Origin of the sequence: Butyrivibrio sp. AE3004 (genome assembly GCF_000703165.1) — a bacterium.
In the GTDB taxonomy this organism is placed as follows: Bacteria; Bacillota; Clostridia; order Lachnospirales; family Lachnospiraceae; genus Butyrivibrio.
On the sequence record NZ_JNLQ01000002.1, the window covers coordinates 2739528 to 2759031 of the forward strand.

Genomic DNA, 19504 nt, shown 5'->3' on the forward strand with positions numbered 1-19504 from the left:
CAGGTGAAATCACCATGGGCGGGAACCTTATTTTTAAATAATTAAATGGTACCGGGATTACCAATTAAAAATTTTTACTTATTTAACTCTAACCTTAAATGTTACTGTCTCTTCGGTTGTGTCATAGTTGTCGTTTCCGGCAGCTGTGATTGTAACCTTAATCTTGTAAAGACCCTTCTTAAGACCTTTCTTTACAGTGATCTTACCGGTCTTGGAATCAATCTTGATATTCTTATTTCCGCTAACCTTCTTGTAAGTTACATCACCCTGAGCATCTTTAACCTTAAGTCCGCTTGAAACCTTAACCTTCTGGTTCTTTTTCTTAAGCTTTGAAGCCTTCACCTTTGCAGTCTTAGCCTTTACGGTAAGTGTGTTATCAGCCTTCTTGATTGTGAAGCTTACGCTCTTTGGAGCTGTGCTTCCATCACTCCAGCTGTAGCCATCCTTAAGAGTTGCTGTTGCTGTATAAGTACCTGCATCTGTCTGCTTGTTACCTGTTACTGTAAAGCCGGCCTTCTCATCAACACCTACCTGCTCCTTACCTGTGTATGTAAGATCCTTACCTACAGGTGTCTCAGCTGTCTTCAGAGCTGCAACTTTCTCAGTTTCCTTTGCAGGCTTGCTCTCAGTAGCAGGCTTCTTGTCATTGTTTGTCTTATTAGCATCAGTCTTAGGTGTTTCCTGCTTAGGAGCATCTGTCTTAGGCTGATCCTGCTTAGGTTCTTCCTTCTTAGGCTCGTCGGTCTTGGGATCTTCCTTAGGCTCTTCTGTACCGGGCTCTTCTACACTGGGAGTCTCTTCAGCACCTTTAAGAAGAATTGTTCCGAATACTTCTGTTGAAGACCAGCCGTTACCGGACTTATCAGCCCAGCTAAGTGTACCTATTCTCTTACCTGTTTCATTAGCATCGTTGATCTGAAGTTCAAGACCTACCTTGCTGCCTGCAGCAGGTGTGATATCTGTCCACTTAAATGCAGCTTCTACTCTGTAACCATCCTCAGTAAGTTCTACTGCTGATTCCATGTTTTCCTCAAGGCACTTTGTACCATTGAAGCTGTGTGCATTCTCGTAGTTTATTCTGTACTGCTTATCATCTTCCTGATATGAGCTTGTCTTGTTGTTGTTCTCGTCGATAAATACTTCAAGTGAATCCTGCTCATGAGCCTGGCTTGCATCTTTGTTCAAAACGCTGTCCTTAACATCTGCAAGAACATAGAGCTTTTCATCATCCCAAAGAAGCTTAGCTTCAGCTGAAACCTGAGCACCAACATTTATTGCAAGCGGAACTGCCTTAACAGTCTTCCATGCATCATCATCAGCTTTTCCGTCAACAACAACTGTTCCCTTGTTTACTGAAAGAAGAGGCTTAACAACTGTCTCTGCAAAATACTTGCTACCATTTTCAGCATTTAATGATGTATCGCCATATGCAAAAGTTTTATCGCCATTTGTGTAGTGAACATCCAGCTTAACCTTGTTTGAAGAAAGAGCTTCGTTGTCTACTGCAACCTTAACTACTTTTTCATAACCATCTTCTGTAGCATCTGCCTCAGAACGCTTAACTGTAACAGCCTTTATTTCTGTAGTATCATCAACATAAACTGTGAAGCTGTCTGCTTCGTCAACAGTGCTGTCAGTAACTGTAACCTTAACGTCTACTTCACCTTCATTCCACATAGGAACGAATACTGCCTTTGTCTCACCCTCTGCAAAACCGTAGGACTCACCTGCTGAAAACTCATCGCCGATATTCTGAATAAGAGTTACATTCTTGATCTCAGGCTCAAGATCACCTGCTTCTGCAAGAGCATAGAAAGCATTCTTTGCCTTGTAGTAATCATCAAAAAGAAGAGGATACTGTCTGGCGCTTCCGTTTGAACCACCACCGTTGTTATTTGCTGTCTGGAGCCATGAATGCTTATCAACAACACCCCAGATTGTCATGCCTGTGATGTTAACGCCTTCAGCCTTAAGTCTTCTGATAGCGTCATAAAGCGCCTTATATCTCTCTGCAAGTCTCGTATCCTTGGAGTTTGCACTTCCCTTATAATCAAGCTCTGTTACCTGAACCTGATCAACAATTTCGCCATAAGATCTTGCTGCTGTCTTGAATGCCTCGATACTGGGATCGTTCGCAGCTATTTGATAGTGAGCCTGCATACCCATACCATCGATTCTGGCACCGGGTGTTGCCTTTACATCTGAAAGCAGTTTGCAGATACCCTTCATCTTGTTGCTCATGGTCTCATTGTAATCGTTGTAGAAAAGTGAGATTTCAGGATCCATGTATCTGTTTGCAAATACGAATGCATTCTGGATAAATTCAGGTGAATTGTATACTCTCCACCATGATGAATTTTCATTTCCGTTTCTGTATGTTCCTGTGCTGTCACTTACTGCTTCATTTACAACATCCCAGCCATAGAACATTCCATGGTATTTACTCTCAGGAGATGTGAAATGCTCAGCTACACTCTTGATGTAATACTCAAGACGCTTATTCATAACATCAGGTGTTACATAAGGCTTTTCTGTATCATAGTCTTCATGGAAGAAGAACTCAGGAGTCTGTGAGTGCCATACAAGAACGTGACCTCTGATCTTGATCTGCTTGTCGGGATGCTCTTCATTCCACTTTACAAAGAAATCAAGATATCTCTCAGGTGTCTCATAGTTAAGCTCAGGAACCTGAATTGTCTCACCGTTCAGATCATAATCAATGATGTTCGCATCCTTCTTCAGCATTGAATCAGGCTTAAGCTCGTTACCAAGTGTTACACCGTTGAAGTGCTTTGTTACAAGCTCCATCTCCATCTCATCAGCAAACTCCATGTAGCTGATAGCTGTACCTACGATGAAATCATCACCAAGGATTGCTGTCATGGGATCACGAAGATCAACGATATCTGTCTCAACACCCTTTTCAGGCTTCTCGCTCTCAGGTGTTGTGTCAACTACAACCTCGATTCTTTCAACATCAACATTGAAAGGATAATCCTGGTTGTTCATAGCCATGATAGCAAATTCATTTACTACATCAGTTGTAGCAGGATAAAGAACGTATTTATCGCTTCCGCTCTTACCATAATCTACATAGCTGTTTGTCTGCTTATCTTCACCGTACAGCTTAACACCAAGGCTTGCTGTCTTCTCTTTTGTCTTAAGAGTGATAGACTTAAGAGCATCTCCGGAAATATCTTCCCCAAGTGATATTCCGTATTCACGCCACTCCTTATCGAATACAAGTGTTGCGCCATCTACCTCTGTTCCTTCCCAATGATCTGTGAACTTAAGGTCATCACCTTCGAAAACAAGAGTCTTCTCGTTCTCTACAGGTGCTACTTCCTTTTTATCAACATCGATAGAATCGATCTTAATACTATAAGGATAAGCAGCATCGCCCTCAGCCATTGACATTACAGCAACGTATTGTACATCGCCATCGTAATTCGGAACGATTGTATACTCTGATTTTCCATTACAGCTATAATTTGCCATCTTTTCTGTTAATGTAGAATCATATAACTTAATACAAACGTTATTTTCCTGGTCCGAAACTTTAACCGTGATACTGTTTAAGTTCTCGGTTTTAACAGCTTCGCCAAGGTTTGATACATATTCCTGATACTGCTTCTCAAACTTAAGGTGGCTGTTAAATGTAGAACTCTGATTCCATCTGTCAAAGAATACGAGACCATTATCAACCCCAATTTCAGTCTCTTCTTTAGCATCGGTTCCGGTCTTTTCTTCTCCAGATTCTTCTGTCTTCTTTGTAGTCTGGCCTTCCTCTGTTTCTTCGTTCTTATCCTCGGTCTTTACACCTTCCTGACCTTCTGTCTTTTCTTCGTTCTGCCCTTCAGCTACTTCGCCGGACTTCTCTTCATTCACACCTTCGGTTTTCTCCTTAGATGTTTCAGATGAATCTTCACCCTTATTTTCAGTACCATCTTCTGACTTTTCTGAAGTTTCCTCAGAATCTGCCTTCTTACCTTCTTCTGAAGTCACCTCTGCATCCTTTGATGCTTCTTTTTCTGTACTTTCTTCCTTTTCTTCAAAGCTTCCTGAAGTATTCTCCTCCTTAACTTCCTCCTTGGAAACTTCCGACTCCCCTGCGGCCTCTTCCTTCTTCTCTTCGGAAACAGCCTCAGTGTTTTCTTCTGCAGCTCCCTCTGCAGAATCCTCCGTCAGCTCATAGCCTGTACCATCTGTAGCCTGAACCTGCAATGCACCTGTCCCCACAGATGACACTGTCAGCATTCCTGCCATAAGCAGCGAAGACAACCCCAACATTTTTTTGTGCATACCTTTTTTCAACCTCCTTATGTTTATCTGCTTTACTGCAATCCCCCTCATATGCACAATAGTGTCTTTCATAATTATTATGTATATTTTGTCTAAACGCCTACCAAAAAATGCTAACCTATTATCACATTTTGCCAATGGATTTTAGTCAAAACAAAAACCACAGACAAATTCTGACCATTTATCTGTGGTTTAAATATTCATATTTATATATTTTTATAATAATGTCTTCTTAACATTCTTACCAATAATCTCATCAATGCCGCTGATAGTCGCAAAGCAGTTAAAATCAGCAAGAATTTCTCTTATCTGCTTAAGTTCATATTGGCTGACTACAACATAAAGAGCCTTGTTCTGTCCTCCAATATACCCTTCCGTATTCCACTCAGTACAGGTTCTTCCAAGCTCTTTGTAGATTCTGTCCTTTATCGCATTTACATCGTCATGCGTAAAAATAAGGCATGCCCTCTGAGCATCGAATCCCTCCTCAACACGAGTCATTACAACTGAAACCAGGACATAAGTAAGAATAGAGTACAGTCCATTATTCCAACCATATAAAAAGCCGATAAACATGTACAGAACAATGTTGAACATGAGAACCTGACGTCCTATAGACATATGGATCCTGGGACTCAAAATCGAAGCCACAATCTCCGTTCCATCAAGACATCCGCCATACCTGAGGATCATTCCAACACCGACACCTAGTATCAGTCCCCCAAAGGTTACGGCCAAAAGGCTCTCATTAGTAACAGCCGGCGTAGTTTCGAAAAAGGCCACCGCCACCGCAAAAATCGTCATCGCATATATAGAACGGATAACAAAATGAGGTCCCTTCTTCCCCCATCCAAATATCAGAAAGGGAATGTTAAATCCCCATGTCAGAATACTCAGCTTAAACCCGGTAAAGTTAGCCACAATCATTGAGACACCGACAATCCCACCATCAAAAATCCTATTTGGCGCCAAAAAATCCTCGATCGCAAATGCTGCTATAGTCGCACCTATTCCAACCATCAAATAACAAAAAATCGTTTCCCTAAGACTCTGCCTGTCTTTAAACCTGCTCACAAGATGTCCTCCATGCCAATTTACTATTAAAAATGTATTACGGCATCTTCACGCCCTACATATACCTCTCCATCCCTATATAAAGTTCCTTTAATGCTTTCATTCTCACAAACGTCTTTTACTATTATTTCCCAAAGAGTTCTTATGTTATCCTTGCTTACGCCATTTTCTATAGCATACTGATTTCCTGCAACAGTATTCAAAACCATTTTCTCACTCTTATTTGGATTTTGAGCATTACTTGCTTTTCTCACTTCCTCAATAGTCGTTTTTGCCCCTTCTATGGTTGCAGAAGCATAAGAATCATTCATGACAATTTCCATAATATCAGCTTTTTTTATAGAATCTGCGTTTTTATTTATGTATTCCAAGTATTCTTTAATTTCATCAGTGAGTGAATATAGGATTTTCTCTCCATTAAAGCCCTTTAAACCAGTATCCACTCTACCGCTTAATCTTCTTTGCAGTTCACTTCCGGCTTTGGAATTAAATCTTAATTGATTAATAAGTGCATATATAGATTTTGACATGATTAACTAATTCCTTCCTCTATTGAACAACATCCCGGTTCTTAATTATATCCCATTCCCTATATGAACTTTCCAGCCAAATTATACCACTTTTCGGCAAAAGCAAATACCAAATGTGTTTTTTCACATTTAGCGAAAACGCCTCAGAGTAAACATTTCCCCATAGCTATCAGCTAATCAGCAATAGGGTAAAAACACTTTACTCTGAGGCATTTTTAAGTTATACGTTATTAATTCTCTCTACATTCAAAATCGTATCAATATACAATTTTGCACTGGCACCGGTAACCTTGTTCCAGTTAAATCTCTTATAGCAATAAAACGTAATCTCACCATAAGAATGATAAATATCAGGATGCTCAATACTCTCCTTAAGCATACGCCTTAAGTCCTCCACATTGGATTTCTTAAAGTACTGAGCATATTCGCAACATGCTTCCTTATTCTCGGGAATATCACTTGCAAGGCATTTCCTTCCAAAGCTCATTGCTTCAAGCAGACTTATCGGCATACCTTCGATATCGCTTGGAAGCACATATAGATAGCAGTTACTGAAAAGCTCAGTCAGTGTATCTCCCTGAACAAAACCTGTCATCACAACACGGTCATCCTTGGCAGCCATCTCCTTAACCTGATCTATATAATCGCCTGAATGACTTGCACCACCAGCAATAACTAGTTTCATATCCGTATCAACCTTGGAAAAAGCTTCCAAAAGATATGTGATTCCCTTCTCAGGAACGATTCTTCCAAGATACAAAATGTATTTATCTTTCTCGAGCCCAAAGTTCTTGGCAATTCTATCAGGAGCCTTAAACTCTGTCTGGTTAACACCATTTGGAATATATATAGTCTCTCTGTTGTACTTATCAAGGAAATACTGCTGAACATTACGTGACAAAACGATTACTTCATCAGCATATCTTGCAGCAATCCATTCGCCGAACTTCAAATACCTTGTAGCAAATCCGCCCCACTTGGCTCTCTGCCAATCAAGACCATGAATGGTTGCTACCGTTCTTATCCCAAACATATGCGGAATGACCAGCATTGCGCATGGCCCTTCCGCATGATAATGAATTACATCATAATTTCCCAGTAGTGCTCCGATCGTGGCAATAAAAGAATAAACAACTGCATTTAACGCCTTAAGATCCGGAGTGGGAACGTGAACTATACGTATCCCCTTGTACTTCTTGAGTTTGTGCGCCTCTCTGTCAGCATTCTTATCCGCAACATTTCTTCCCATGCGGTTGTATACCGTAACCTGATGTCCCATCTGAACAAGACGTGAGGCAAGCTCCTCGACGACAATCTCAACTCCTCCCTCTCTGGACGGTATTCTTTTGTGCCCGATCATTGCGATTTTCATTAATGCTCCTAAAACTAATACGAACCGTTCAGTTTAAACAATTCCGATACCGTTCTGAAAAGTATCTTAATATCCATAAACGGTGTCCAATTATCTATGTAATCCACATCAAGTCCCACTACCTGCTTAAAGTCGGTAATAGTACTTCTTCCACTACTCTGCCACATACCGGTAATACCGGGTTTAATACTAATTCTCCTCCACTGTTCTGTAGTATACTTCTCAACCTCATCCAAGGTCGGAGGTCTTGTACCTACAAAACTCATTGATCCCGAAAGAACATTGAAGAACTGAGGAAGCTCATCAATACTTGTCTTTCTGATAAACTTACCAACTCTTGTTATTCTGGGATCATCCTTTATCTTGAACATCATACCATCGCCAACTTCATTAAGTGCCTGAAGTTCAGCCTTTCTTGCCTCAGCATCACGATACATGCTTCTGAATTTCCAAATCTTAAAATGTCTTCCGTTTTTGCCAACTCTTACCTGCTTAAAAATAACAGGTCCGGGAGAATCAAGCTTAATTGCAATAGCTGTAAGAATCATAATAGGTGAAGTAACGACAATTCCTACTATAGAAAATACAATATCAAATACTCTCTTAAGAGCTGCCTGCCATGTATTCATGCATACTGTGTGATATGTCATGATAGGATATGTTCCGATACTGCTATTATAAGAAAAAGCCTTTCTTCTTCTGTAGATATCAACTATAACTCTGCAGGTAACACCCATCTTAATGCAAAGGTCAATATACTGCTGGATAAACTCAATATCCATCTCACGCTTCTGCATTATGAAAACCTGATCAATATTGTACTTTCTGATTATCTGTTCAAGATCCCTGATGCAACCAATGTACTCAAGAGACTCATCATCATCCTTAAAGCTCACATAGCCGATTTCATTTAAAGTAAGTGGTGTCTTACCAAGGAAATATCTGAATTTATTGTAGGAATCCTTACTACCTACATATATACATCTCGGAATATGCTTTCTATTGATAATTCTGTCGATTATCTTTAAGAAAAACAAAGTTTCCAGAGCTATGATCATGTATGAGATCATCAAAAATCTGATAAAAAATCTGTAGTCAATAGAAGACTGCAGATTAAACTCATAGGTCAGAAAGCCGCTAAGAAAAGCAAAGAAGAACGAAACGCTCTCCCTTTTGACCACTCTGTCCGTATAGAAAAATAGAGTATTGTTATAAATGTTAGCTGCTCTGTTTGTAACTATATAAATAAGCACAAAAACAAAGAACATGGATAATATACTTTTCCACTGATCCGTCTGAACTAAATCTCCCCATATAAGGCATGTAACAAGGAGTGCGGCTCCCTGGAAAAATACATCAAGTATTACATGCACTACGTCAAAAGACGCTGACACATTTGAACGATTCATAACACTCTTCTCCACTCAACCGGTAATCATGGATGCGCAAATGCGCACCCATAACCCCGATCCTTGCAAACTGCAACAAGTACTTTAAGGAATTACTGAGCAATTGTGCCCTTGAAACCAGCTTTTTTAAGCTGCTTCTTGAACTTCTTAAACTGCTTCTTTGACATCTTCTTAGTAACCTTGATGGTCATCTTCTTGGTGTCAAGTCCCTTGAAAGCACCCTTAGCAACCTTAACAGCCTTCTTGCCGTTGAACTTGATTTTCTTAAGGCTTTCTGCTCCTGTAAATGCTTTTGTATCAATAGTCTGTACATTTGAAGGGATAGTAATTTTTCTTACCTTCTTAGCATTTGCAAAAGCGCTTTCCTTAATCTCAACTACTGTATACTCAACACCATCAACAGTAACCTTTGTGGGAACCTTGATAGATGTTGCAGTAGTTGCCTCAACAGAGTTGAATGTAGCTGTACCTTCTGCCTTGGTATCAACGACAGGTGTGTAGTCGTCAGTTCCCTTTACAGTCATTGCCTTCTTATTGGTTGAATCAACAGTTACCGCCTTTTTCTCCTGAGTCTGATTTGCTGTTACAGGTGACGGAGCTGCAGAAACCTGAGCCGGTGTTGCTACAAAGAGAGCTGCTACCATTACAGTTGCAAGAACTTTTTTCATAACACTACTTACCATAGCCTCCTCCTTTCCTCGCCTATGCTTAAGCACAGGTTCGAATATAAAAAATATATGAGTAACTACGACTTTCGTCATAGATAACTCCAAAACAAAAACTTTTCTGCAGATTATTATTTACTTGCCACGTAATACCTGCTGTCCTTTTTCCCGTAGTAGTACTTACCCTTGGAACTACCCACTCTGTTAAGCACAATTCCAAGAAGTGGACATCCCGCTCTCTCAAGCTGCATAGCTGAATGTCTTACCATTGACTTAGATGTGACACCGCTCCTTACAACAAGGATTGCACCGTCACAGAGAGAACCAATTCTCTCACCATCTGATACCAGATCTAATGGTGCCGAATCAACAATTGTATATCTGTAATTCTCACCAGCATAATTCAAAAGCTCTTCAAATCTGTTATTTTCCAAGAGCATTGAAGGATTAACAACATTATCTGCATTTGGCAAAATAAAGCCATTTTCAATATTGGTACTGTAGATAGCATTATTAAAATCACCATCTCCTGCAAGCACATGGCTTGTACCCTTAATCTTCTCTCCGCCTGCTACTTCCATGCCGTATTTATCCATCATAGTAGACTTTCTCATATCGGCATCGATAAGCACTGTCTTGGTACCTGCCTGGGCAAACTGCCGAAACAGCTGCATAGCCACAAAACTCTTGCCCTCGTTAGGTGTAGAAGATATAACCATTATTTTTCTTATATCTTTACCCAAAAATCCTATATTTACACGAAGAGAGTTAAGCGCTTCTTCCATAGCATAGGGTAGCTCTGGATTATTATTTATTATTAACTTATTCATGAACACTTGGTCTCCTTTCGTGAATTATTATTCCTAATAGGTTTTACTTTTTTCTTTGATGCTGTTTCCAAACCTTCTGCAAGTATTCCGAGGTCTCCTTCAGGAATCACAGCAAGAGGAAGGCTTCCAAACATTCTCTCGATATCATCAGCAGATTTAACTGTATCCTGAAGTACAAATATTACTGTGAATATTCCAAGTACAAGTACTGTAGCTCCAAGAGCACCCATCATTATATTTTTAGAGAAACTTGGTGAACTCTTATACATAGGAACAATTGCAGGTTCAATGATATGAGGCTTAGGAGTATCCATAAGTTTTGGAATCTGTATTTCAGCCTGCTTCGCAATATCATTTGCAATCTGCTCAGCCTCATTTGGATCTGTACTTGTCACACTGATGGTCATAATTCTGGTATTTTTAATTACAGCAATACTGACCATTCCAAGAAGCTGTTCATATGTATACTCAAGGTCAAGATCCTTAATCACCTGATTAAAAATCGGTCTGATAGTAATAACCTGTTCATAATCTGATGACAATCCTGTTCCAAGGTTAAGATCCGTTAAATTCACCATCGTATCGCTAGATGCTGATACCACATAAATCTTGGTTGTAGCAGTATATAAAGGTTCTACCAAAAAATATGTATATGCGCCTGCCAAAACCGATCCCAAAACAAATGCTGCGATAATAATCACTAATTTGCTCTTAAAATAGCCAAGAAGCTCAAATACATCTATCTCTATTCCGTCCTGCTGCTTTTCAACAGTCAAACCTTCAAAGTTTTTTTTATCAATATGTTTCTTTTCCATTTCAACTCCTCTGTAAAACAACAACCACTACTCTTCCACAGATTCCAGATCAAAAAGTTTATCCATTACCTGGTAATAGGAAGTATCATCTATATAAAACTCCTGATGATCAGTATCATCATTAATTAGTTGTCCAAGCTTATGCTCGCCTTCAAAGGTAATCGTTCCCTGGTTCTCACCTCGGTTAACTCTGTTAAGAACTCTGGAAAAATCGTTGCCGGTCATATTTGTCACAGCAACTTCCTTCATCTTGGTATATATTTCATTTGGAAATGAAGGATTTTCCTCCGTTCTCTCCATAAGTCTGTTTAGGAAGGCCTTGATATATGTTTCCTGCCTGGCCATTCTGCCTTCATTAGAACCATCACCAACATTCATTCTTTCATGAACATAGTTATATGCCTGGGAATCATTTAGAGTTATTTCCTGTCCTTTAACAAGAGTAGGGTCAACTTCACTAAAATCATCTTCAACAGTAACTGTGACACCACCAATTGCATGATTTAACTGTTCTATAGCGTCCATATTCAGCTCATAATATCCATCTATTGGCATTCCTCCAAGTAGTTCTGATACTGCATTAACAGTATTCTCACTACTCATCTGTGGATTCCCGCCATACCAATGTGCAGTACATATCTGCATTATTGACCTGGCATTAACTGTACCGTCTACATTCATCATAGGTACCTTCATTACCGTATTGCGATCAATCTCAAGAACTGAATAATTATTATCTGATCTATTTAAAACAACAAGAAGAAGTACATCCGCCATATTACCCTGATACTCATCAGGATTCTCTGCCTCATGATTACCTGATACATCAGTTCCTATAACCAGATAATTTCTGACTGCAGCATTATATCTGTACACTTTGTCATTTATCAAAAGCTCACCTTCTGATAATTCTATCTCTTCCTCTTCATCGTCTTCATCATCTTCGCCTTCTTCATAAGCCAGAGCAGACCTCTCTTCAAAGAGCCTTTCTACCGCACTAATTCCAAAGAAAGCAAAAATCAAGCCTAAAACCACAGCTGTCAGGAATAGCAATAATTTAATTTTCTTACGATCAATCATTTTCCCACAGCCTCTTTCCGAAATCATCAATCCCGGATAAATACTCATTACCAAACTTCTTTTCTATAATTCTGCGCGCATCAGCCATATTTACAGGTCTTGATGAATCATTATGCGCATCAGTTCCAAGAATGATGTCATGTCCATCCTTGATGAATCTATTTGCAAAACGACGTGAACTCCACTTCAAGAAGCACTCGGCGTTTATTTGTGGAATAATTGGAAGATTTAAAATCTTGTTCCAAATAGTAATATCTTTTTGATAGTGATAGAAGCGCTCAATATGCGCTAAGATAATCTGAAGTCCCTCATCTTCTATTATCTTCATAACTTCTCTGAACGTACTTTCAGTCCATTGCTCAAATGGAAGTTCGAGAAGCAATAAATTTGTTCCCTCAAAACAAAACTCTGATAATCTTTTTGACTTTCCTATTCCGGGAAAGAAAAAAACCTCAGCACCGAGTTTAAACTCTGGCGTTTTCATATCAGTTAAGTATAACCTAATCTCATCAAAAGCCTGCTGCCTACGTCTAAAAAAGTTATCCGGACTATCCTTGTGAGCATAAAAATGTGGAGTCAAAACAATCCTATCTACGCCCTGCTCAATTTCGGCATTGATCATCTTCATAGTCATATTTATATCTCTGCTGCCATCATCAATCCCAGGCAATATATGCGTATGAAAATCAATCATCTCTAATACCCGTCTGCCGCCTTATCAGACACTCTTATAACTTAAAATCAATCAACAAACTAGCACAACATTTGCTTAGTCGTACTTAAACTTTTTACTGAGGAATAGTATATATTAAAACTTTATAAACTACAAATAAAAAATTCATTTTTTTTTAAGATTTTTTTTGTGCAAATTTATATGTTCATTTTTTATATAACTAGTTGTATATTATTAATTTCTTTTATTCATTATATTGAAAACAAATCTTTTTGTAATTTCATTTATTTTGCACTAATTACATATTCCTTTATTCCGCCCCACTTCTGATCCTTATCAGACATAATGAGCTCAACACCTTCCTGATATGGCCATTCAACACCAATCTCAGGGTCCTTCCACAATAATCCGCCCTCATCATCAGGGTGATAAAAATCCGTGCACTTATATGCAAATTCAGCATAGTCTGAAAGCACTAAAAATCCATGCGCAAATCCCTTGGGAATAAAGAACTGCTTCTTATTTTCTGCTGACAATGTAACTCCAAACCACTTTCCGAAAGTCTTGGAATCTTTTCTTAAATCTACAGCCACATCAAAAACTTCACCATTTACAACTCTGACAAGTTTGTCCTGCGGAAAGTTCTTCTGAAAATGAAGACCCCTCAGCACTCCTCTTTTTGATGCAGACTGATTGTCCTGTACAAATTCAACATCTATTCCGATATTCTGAAAGTCTCTCTTTGAGTATGTTTCCATGAAATAGCCTCTGCTATCTCCGAAAACCTGTGGTGTAATGACCTTCAATCCTTCAATTTCACATGTCTCTACCTGTAATTGTCCCATTTTAAACTCCTATATATATTAAAAAACGATTATAATCCTTCTGCTACTTCAACAAGGTATTTACCGTAATCAGTCTTCATAAGAGGCTCAGCAAGTTTCAATAGCTGCTCTTTATCAATAAAGCCTCTCTTATAAGCAATCTCTTCAATACATGAAACATAAAGTCCCTGTCTCTTCTGGAATGCGCATACAAAATCAGCCGCATCAAGAAGAGAATCATGATTTCCTGTATCAAGCCATGCAAAGCCTCGGCCCATAGTCTCAACACGAAGCTCACCGCGACTTAAGTACTCGTTGTTAACGCTTGTGATTTCAATCTCACCTCTTGCTGAAGGCTTTACGTTTTTAGCAATGTCAATAACATCATTGTCATAGAAGTAAAGGCCTGGAACCGCATAATTGCTCTTTGGATGCTCAGGCTTTTCCTCTATTGAGATAGCCTTACCGTTTTCATCAAATTCAACTACGCCATATTCTCTGGGATCACGAACATAATATCCAAAGATTGTAGCGCCTTTATCTCTGGCGGCAACCTCCTTAAGAAGCTTACTGAAGCTCTGACCATAAAAGATATTATCGCCAAGAACAAGTGCAACGCCATCGTTACCAATAAATTTCTCACCGATGATAAAAGCATCAGCAAGGCCTCTTGGCTGTTCCTGTATAGCATATGAGAAATTCATTCCAAGCTGCTCGCCTGTTCCGAAAAGATCCTCAAAAATTGGAAGGTCTCTGGGTGTTGAAATAATAAGCACCTCTCTGATACCCGCAAGCATAAGAGTTGAAAGCGGATAATAGATCATAGGCTTATCATAAACAGGCATGATCTGCTTTGATATCGCTCTTGTAAGTGGATAAAGTCTTGTTCCGGATCCTCCGGCCAAAATGATTCCCTTCATATTGTATTCTCCCTATATTTTATCAATTCATCTACATCACGAAGCTCTGTCTGACCTCATTTGCCAAACAGAGCTTCCATTAATATTCAGCTAATATAGCACAAAAGCTTATAACTTTCCACCATACATACTCTCATAATACTTCTGGTAATTACCGCTGGTAACATGCTCCATCCAATCCTCATGAGCAAAGAACCATTTTATTGTCTTGCGGATACCTTCCTTGAACATTGTTTCAGGCTCCCAGCCAATCTCAGCCTTGATCTTATCGGGAGCAATGGCATAACGACGATCATGTCCCTTTCTGTCCTCAACATATGTGATAAGGTCGGTTGTGATCTTAGCCTTTCTGGGATCTGAATCATCAAGTGATTCACGAAGAACATCAATGATAGTCTCAATGATCTCGATGTTCTGCTTCTCGTTATGTCCACCGATGTTATAGGTCTCGAAGAGCTTTCCTTTTTCCTGTACCATGTCGATCGCCTTAGCGTGGTCCTCAACATAGAGCCAGTCACGAACATTCTTACCGTCACCGTATACGGGAAGTGCCTTGCCCTCAAGTGCGTTGTGGATCATAAGAGGGATAAGTTTCTCCGGGAACTGGTAAGGGCCGTAGTTATTGGAGCAGTTTGTAATATTTGCAGGGAACTTATAAGTATCCATATAAGCCTTAACAAGCATATCCGAGCTTGCCTTACTAGCTGAGTAAGGGCTGTGCGGATCGTAAGGTGTTGTCTCATAGAAATAAGCATTCGGATCCTCGGGAAGTGAGCCGTATACTTCATCTGTACTTACATGAAGGAATTTCTTACCTTCCTTGAAGGAACCATCGGGAAGCTCCCATGCTTTCTTAGCTGCATTAAGCATTGTTGCAGTACCAAGTACGTTTGTCTCAACGAAGATCTCAGGATTAACGATTGAGCGGTCAACATGGCTCTCGGCAGCAAAATGTACTACTCTGTCGATGTCGTTCTCCTCAAAAATCTTATTTATAGCCTCTCTGTCACAAATGTTAGCTTTTACAAATGTGTAGTTATCTCTGTTCTCAACATCTGTGAGGTTCTCAAGATTACCTGCATAAGTAAGAGCATCAACATTGATGATGCGAATCTCATTGTCATACTTTTTAAACATGTAATGAATGTAGTTAGAACCGATAAATCCGGCACCACCTGTTACTAAATATGTTTTCATCTTTCTCCTATCTATTATTACTTATTTCATCGAATAAATTGCTATACAAGTCCTTCTGTTACTTATTATTCAGCCATTCTATGATATTAGTAATACAAAAATTACACTAAATCAACTTGTTGATTATTATTCAACACTAGAATATTTTTCAGTTTTTCGATTTCTTTACACCTCTTGTACTTTTTATATAAGCCTAACAATCCATACTTAGCGATTGCCTTTTTCAACTTTTTAATCTTAAACAAATATTTATAACCCAAATTTGAGCCTGACTTAAATTCAAACAGCTCAGTATGGTCCCGAGGCTTATCTGATATTATCCCAGCAGCAATATAAACTTTATTACTGCTAATATTCTCAAGGATCATTTTTCTCTTTTGATAATGAGCATATAATAGTTCCTTATAATCACCCTTTTTAGTTACTTCATATAATTTCCCTCTGTCCCATATCACTATAACATTTTCTTTTTTTCTATTATAAAAGCTATTTCCTTCGGGCTTATAATCTGCAAACACATTTCCAGTAAAAACTTTTATACCATTTCGCAAACATTTTAACTCCATTCCACGAAACTCATCAAAATAACATGAATCATTGTTCTTAAATGCCTCTGTATAATTATATTCAGGATAATCTCCGTTGTTCATAAATAATTTTACAATTTTATCAGTATTTCTATATAAAGAGAAATGGCCAGTAACAAATATTCTATCATAATCATTCAAGATTTTATCCGATACAAAAGACCTAATGTCTCCAAATGTCAAATCCAAATCGCAATATCCCCAAAAATCATATCCTTCGATTATGTCTGAAAAGCAATATCCAAAAGCTGGTCTGAAATCGCATATTTTATATGGTTTCTCTAAGCACACATCAAACGGAAACCTACTCTGAATCCTATATTTATATTCCTCAAATGACATATGCTCAACTCTAAGATTCCCTATAGATGAAACATTTTTATCATCTGTAAATAAGACAAAGTCTATACTTTCATTATGCAAAACAGACTTTTCCCACATAGGGTAAAAAGGTGGCAGTTCTCCAAAATATGGTACTATTACAACAATGCTTTTCATCCTAAATTCCTTCCTAATAATCTAAATCAATTTGGCTATAATAGTTTAAATCAATTTATAAATCTATTGCTCAATCAAGATAGTTCAACTCTAATATGTAATCTGCATGTTATTTTTAAAATCACTTGCTTTATAACATCATAATATAATTTATAATAAATAAATGTTGATCCTAATAATATCAATAATAATATAAGAATATTTCTTGAATATGATCCCATCATAGCTAGTATTATAATGCCAATAGTAATCTTTATAGTTCTATAATCATACTTTATTTGGCAAATCTTCTTGATTGCTCTAGCTCTTAATATAAACAATATAAAATATGCCATTAATGTAGATACACTTGCTGCAAAAATTTGCATTTTTCCAACTAATAGTATATTCACAAATAAGTTTATTCCCGCAGCTATAATGGATGTTTTTCCAAGCTCTTTTGTTTTTTTCAATCCTATGTATATACCGCCATAATACTGAGCAATACTATAAAAAAACATACCCACAAGTAAAAGAGGTATATGATAATAAGCTGCTGCAAATTTGTCATTAATCAGAATCTTAAAAATAACTGGCTCAAAACATAATAGGATAATGAGTATATATGACATAATAGCAAATAAATTCCTAAACACGTCACTATAAAAGTCTGCCATATCTTCTTTTTCTCTTGATGCTGATTCTTGCCATGCCATATGAAAAAGACTATACATTGTCGTTATTAGCCCTGGTATTTTTCCTGCTGCTGCATATATACCATTGGCGCCATTCCCACAACATACATTCAAAATAAGTTTATCCGATGCATTCAAAATCCACCACGAAACATTATTAGTAATCATAGGAATTGAATAAACTAATATTCTTTTTGCCTTTCCCACGTTAAATGATTTCACCCCAAATAACTTGTATACCTTTGACCGCATTATCATATAAAAGATTGAAACTACATGAGAAATACAAAATGCACAAATATATCCTATTACCCCCATTCCACAAAAGCGAATTAGTACAATTGAAAATAGAACATTAGTAAATGTAATTATTATGCTATTCCAGGAATAAATTTTATTATTCCCCATTCCTCTAACTATCTGCTGAAGCATTATATCAAAAATCTGTAAATCTAACGCTATTAACCAAATAGTTAATCCTTCCTTAGCCATCAATTGTAAAAACAAAAAAGCTAATATATTTGATGTAAACAAAATAGAGAAAATAATTAATATGCAACTTGAAATAGTTTCCTTTTTATCAGTTTGCTTATCATCATCAATCAAAAAGCGAAATACCCCTTGATCTAATTGTAATGACAGAATTGGAACAGCCATTGCTATAATAACTGTAAATATATCAATATCTCCATATTCTTCTACGGAAAGCCACGCGGTAAAAAGAGGAAGCATCAAAAAATTAATTAGCTTTGTCCCAATACCTCCAATAAATAAAATTACTGTATTCTTTAATAATCTCTCTTGTTTTCCCATCTCCTACTCACTTTTCCAAACTATGTCACATACACTCTTTAACAATTTGTTCAAACATGTTATAAACTTGTTCTTTTAAGCAAATTGCAGTATTTTCACTTTCTTCATTCCAAACCCTATCCACTATGCTAATTAGTTTCTCTTTTGAAATATCATCTATGTTTACACAATTCTCTTGTTTATCTATAAGCGACATAAAGCCATCTATTTTGTAATTATACGAAATTGCAACTGCTGGAACAGAATATGAGGTCGAAATAATCACCGGATGCATTTTCGTACTTATTGTAATCCTTCCCTCAGAAAGAAGATTACACATTTTTTCATGGCTCAAATTTTCGTAGATGATAAACTTATCTTTAGGTAATCCTCTTTTTATCAAATCAACAAATTTCCTATCCCATTTCCAATTAGTACTTAATACAAATTGGAACATCAGATTTTCATTTTTATTCTTCAAAAGATAATTCAATAGTGATCTATACGCAATAATATATTTATATCTCTTCAAAGATAATCTATTAGGAATTCTCTTTACTATATAGGATCCTTTTTTGTTTGTATCAAAATTTGAATAACGGATATAATTTGCTGGCATAATATTAACTATCGTCTTAGTATTATCACGCATGCCATGATGAATAACATCAGATATTATTACTGCAACATCCGGATAAACATTAATATCTATGCCTTCCACAAATTGTTCCAAGTATTCTTTCGTTAAACTATCTCTTACAGAAATAAAATCACATTTTTTCAATGCATCTGATAGTGCTGATTTTCCAATTTCAGAAATAACAGGGCCAATACTTTGACCTATAATTACAACTTTAGCCCCCATATTATAGGCAATATTGATTTCTAAAATTCTTGCCCAAAATTGATTGTTCCAAGATTCATTAAAGTATCCTCCTCCAGACATTATAAAAATAGTATCTTTATCAAATAATCCACAGTATTCCTTAAATATGTCATTCTTCATTATCTGTTTTATATCAGAATAATCAGAAAATTCATTAATATTTTCAGAAAACATTTTATGAACAGAAGGAATAACGTTATTCTTGGAATGACGCCTCTCAAAATCCCGTGGATCAAACGATGTATAAATTATTTCATGCCCCAAATATTTTTCGCATAAATAAATTGTTGATGCTGCAATCGCCTCATCTCCTATATTCCCATAACTCCATCCGCCTGACACTACTATTTTCACAAGTCTTTCTCCTTAAATTCCA

The 19504-nt window shown here is 37.5% G+C and carries 16 protein-coding genes; all 16 read right to left on the reverse strand.

All coding sequences use genetic code 11. The features are described from left to right. Positions 1-78: 78 nt before the first annotated feature. Complete coding sequence (locus BV60_RS22205; protein WP_051656770.1) at positions 79-4302, reverse strand: endo-1,4-beta-xylanase; 4224 nt, start codon at positions 4300-4302, stop codon at positions 79-81. 216 nt (positions 4303-4518) lie between these two features. Further along, positions 4519-5376 (reverse strand): YitT family protein, encoded by an 858-nt coding sequence (locus BV60_RS0114810; RefSeq protein ID WP_029322967.1) that lies wholly within the window; start codon positions 5374-5376, stop codon positions 4519-4521. Positions 5377-5402: 26 nt separating this feature from the next. Beyond that, positions 5403-5906 (reverse strand): hypothetical protein, encoded by a 504-nt coding sequence (locus BV60_RS0114815; RefSeq protein ID WP_029322969.1) that lies wholly within the window; start codon positions 5904-5906, stop codon positions 5403-5405. Positions 5907-6126: 220 nt separating this feature from the next. Next, positions 6127-7278 (reverse strand): glycosyltransferase family 4 protein, encoded by a 1152-nt coding sequence (locus BV60_RS0114820; RefSeq protein ID WP_051656771.1) that lies wholly within the window; start codon positions 7276-7278, stop codon positions 6127-6129. Between the two features lie 14 nt (positions 7279-7292). Next, positions 7293-8687 carry a sugar transferase gene (locus BV60_RS0114825; protein WP_029322972.1) on the reverse strand — a complete coding sequence of 465 codons (1395 nt, stop codon included), beginning with the start codon at positions 8685-8687 and terminating at the stop codon, positions 7293-7295. Between the two features lie 92 nt (positions 8688-8779). Next, on the reverse strand, positions 8780-9370 hold the full coding sequence (locus tag BV60_RS0114830; protein ID WP_029322974.1) for a leucine-rich repeat protein: 591 nt from the start codon (positions 9368-9370) through the stop codon (positions 8780-8782). A gap of 113 nt (positions 9371-9483) precedes the next feature. Continuing rightward, complete coding sequence (locus BV60_RS0114835) at positions 9484-10182, reverse strand: CpsD/CapB family tyrosine-protein kinase (protein ID WP_029322977.1); 699 nt, start codon at positions 10180-10182, stop codon at positions 9484-9486. Next, positions 10179-10997: a YveK family protein gene (locus BV60_RS0114840; RefSeq protein WP_051656772.1), complete on the reverse strand. Its 819-nt coding sequence runs from the start codon at positions 10995-10997 to the stop codon at positions 10179-10181. Before BV60_RS0114840 ends, BV60_RS0114835 begins: the two co-directional genes overlap by 4 nt. A gap of 27 nt (positions 10998-11024) precedes the next feature. Next, positions 11025-12077, reverse strand: a complete 1053-nt coding sequence (locus BV60_RS0114845) for an LCP family protein (protein WP_051656773.1) — start codon at positions 12075-12077, stop codon at positions 11025-11027. Continuing rightward, complete coding sequence (locus BV60_RS0114850) at positions 12070-12771, reverse strand: CpsB/CapC family capsule biosynthesis tyrosine phosphatase (protein ID WP_029322983.1); 702 nt, start codon at positions 12769-12771, stop codon at positions 12070-12072. The genes BV60_RS0114845 and BV60_RS0114850 overlap by 8 nt, the downstream gene beginning before the upstream one ends. A gap of 263 nt (positions 12772-13034) precedes the next feature. After that, positions 13035-13595, reverse strand: coding sequence for a dTDP-4-dehydrorhamnose 3,5-epimerase (gene rfbC, locus BV60_RS0114855; protein WP_029322984.1), 561 nt, complete (start codon positions 13593-13595; stop codon positions 13035-13037). Positions 13596-13624: 29 nt separating this feature from the next. Then, positions 13625-14494, reverse strand: a complete 870-nt coding sequence (rfbA, locus tag BV60_RS0114860; protein ID WP_029322986.1) for a glucose-1-phosphate thymidylyltransferase RfbA — start codon at positions 14492-14494, stop codon at positions 13625-13627. A gap of 108 nt (positions 14495-14602) precedes the next feature. After that, on the reverse strand, positions 14603-15691 hold the full coding sequence (rfbB, locus tag BV60_RS0114865; protein ID WP_029322987.1) for a dTDP-glucose 4,6-dehydratase: 1089 nt from the start codon (positions 15689-15691) through the stop codon (positions 14603-14605). A gap of 101 nt (positions 15692-15792) precedes the next feature. Next, the gene (locus tag BV60_RS22210; protein WP_051656774.1) at positions 15793-16776 is read right to left on the reverse strand and encodes a DUF6625 family protein; all 984 of its coding nucleotides are present in this window, start codon (positions 16774-16776) and stop codon (positions 15793-15795) included. Between the two features lie 74 nt (positions 16777-16850). After that, complete coding sequence (locus BV60_RS0114875) at positions 16851-18263, reverse strand: lipopolysaccharide biosynthesis protein (protein ID WP_029322991.1); 1413 nt, start codon at positions 18261-18263, stop codon at positions 16851-16853. A 25-nt stretch (positions 18264-18288) separates the two neighbouring features. Further along, positions 18289-19482, reverse strand: coding sequence for a polysaccharide pyruvyl transferase family protein (locus BV60_RS0114880; RefSeq protein WP_029322993.1), 1194 nt, complete (start codon positions 19480-19482; stop codon positions 18289-18291). Positions 19483-19504: the final 22 nt, after the last annotated feature.

Bases quoted from the DNA above. Each gene is read 5' to 3' on its own strand.
- BV60_RS0114850 (WP_029322983.1), bottom strand. From the start codon at position 12,771: ATGATTGATTTTCATACGCATATATTGCCTGGGATTGATGATGGCAGC.
- BV60_RS0114830 (WP_029322974.1), bottom strand. From the start codon at position 9,370: ATGGTAAGTAGTGTTATGAAAAAAGTTCTTGCAACTGTAATGGTAGCA.
- BV60_RS0114825 (WP_029322972.1), bottom strand. From the start codon at position 8,687: ATGAATCGTTCAAATGTGTCAGCGTCTTTTGACGTAGTGCATGTAATA.
- BV60_RS0114815 (WP_029322969.1), bottom strand. From the start codon at position 5,906: ATGTCAAAATCTATATATGCACTTATTAATCAATTAAGATTTAATTCC.
- BV60_RS0114840 (WP_051656772.1), bottom strand. From the start codon at position 10,997: ATGGAAAAGAAACATATTGATAAAAAAAACTTTGAAGGTTTGACTGTT.
- rfbC (WP_029322984.1), bottom strand. From the start codon at position 13,595: ATGGGACAATTACAGGTAGAGACATGTGAAATTGAAGGATTGAAGGTC.
- BV60_RS22210 (WP_051656774.1), bottom strand. From the start codon at position 16,776: ATGAAAAGCATTGTTGTAATAGTACCATATTTTGGAGAACTGCCACCT.
- BV60_RS0114820 (WP_051656771.1), bottom strand. From the start codon at position 7,278: ATGAAAATCGCAATGATCGGGCACAAAAGAATACCGTCCAGAGAGGGA.
- BV60_RS0114845 (WP_051656773.1), bottom strand. From the start codon at position 12,077: ATGATTGATCGTAAGAAAATTAAATTATTGCTATTCCTGACAGCTGTG.
- BV60_RS0114875 (WP_029322991.1), bottom strand. From the start codon at position 18,263: ATGGGAAAACAAGAGAGATTATTAAAGAATACAGTAATTTTATTTATT.
- BV60_RS0114835 (WP_029322977.1), bottom strand. From the start codon at position 10,182: ATGAATAAGTTAATAATAAATAATAATCCAGAGCTACCCTATGCTATG.
- BV60_RS22205 (WP_051656770.1), bottom strand. From the start codon at position 4,302: ATGCACAAAAAAATGTTGGGGTTGTCTTCGCTGCTTATGGCAGGAATG.
- rfbB (WP_029322987.1), bottom strand. From the start codon at position 15,691: ATGAAAACATATTTAGTAACAGGTGGTGCCGGATTTATCGGTTCTAAC.
- rfbA (WP_029322986.1), bottom strand. From the start codon at position 14,494: ATGAAGGGAATCATTTTGGCCGGAGGATCCGGAACAAGACTTTATCCA.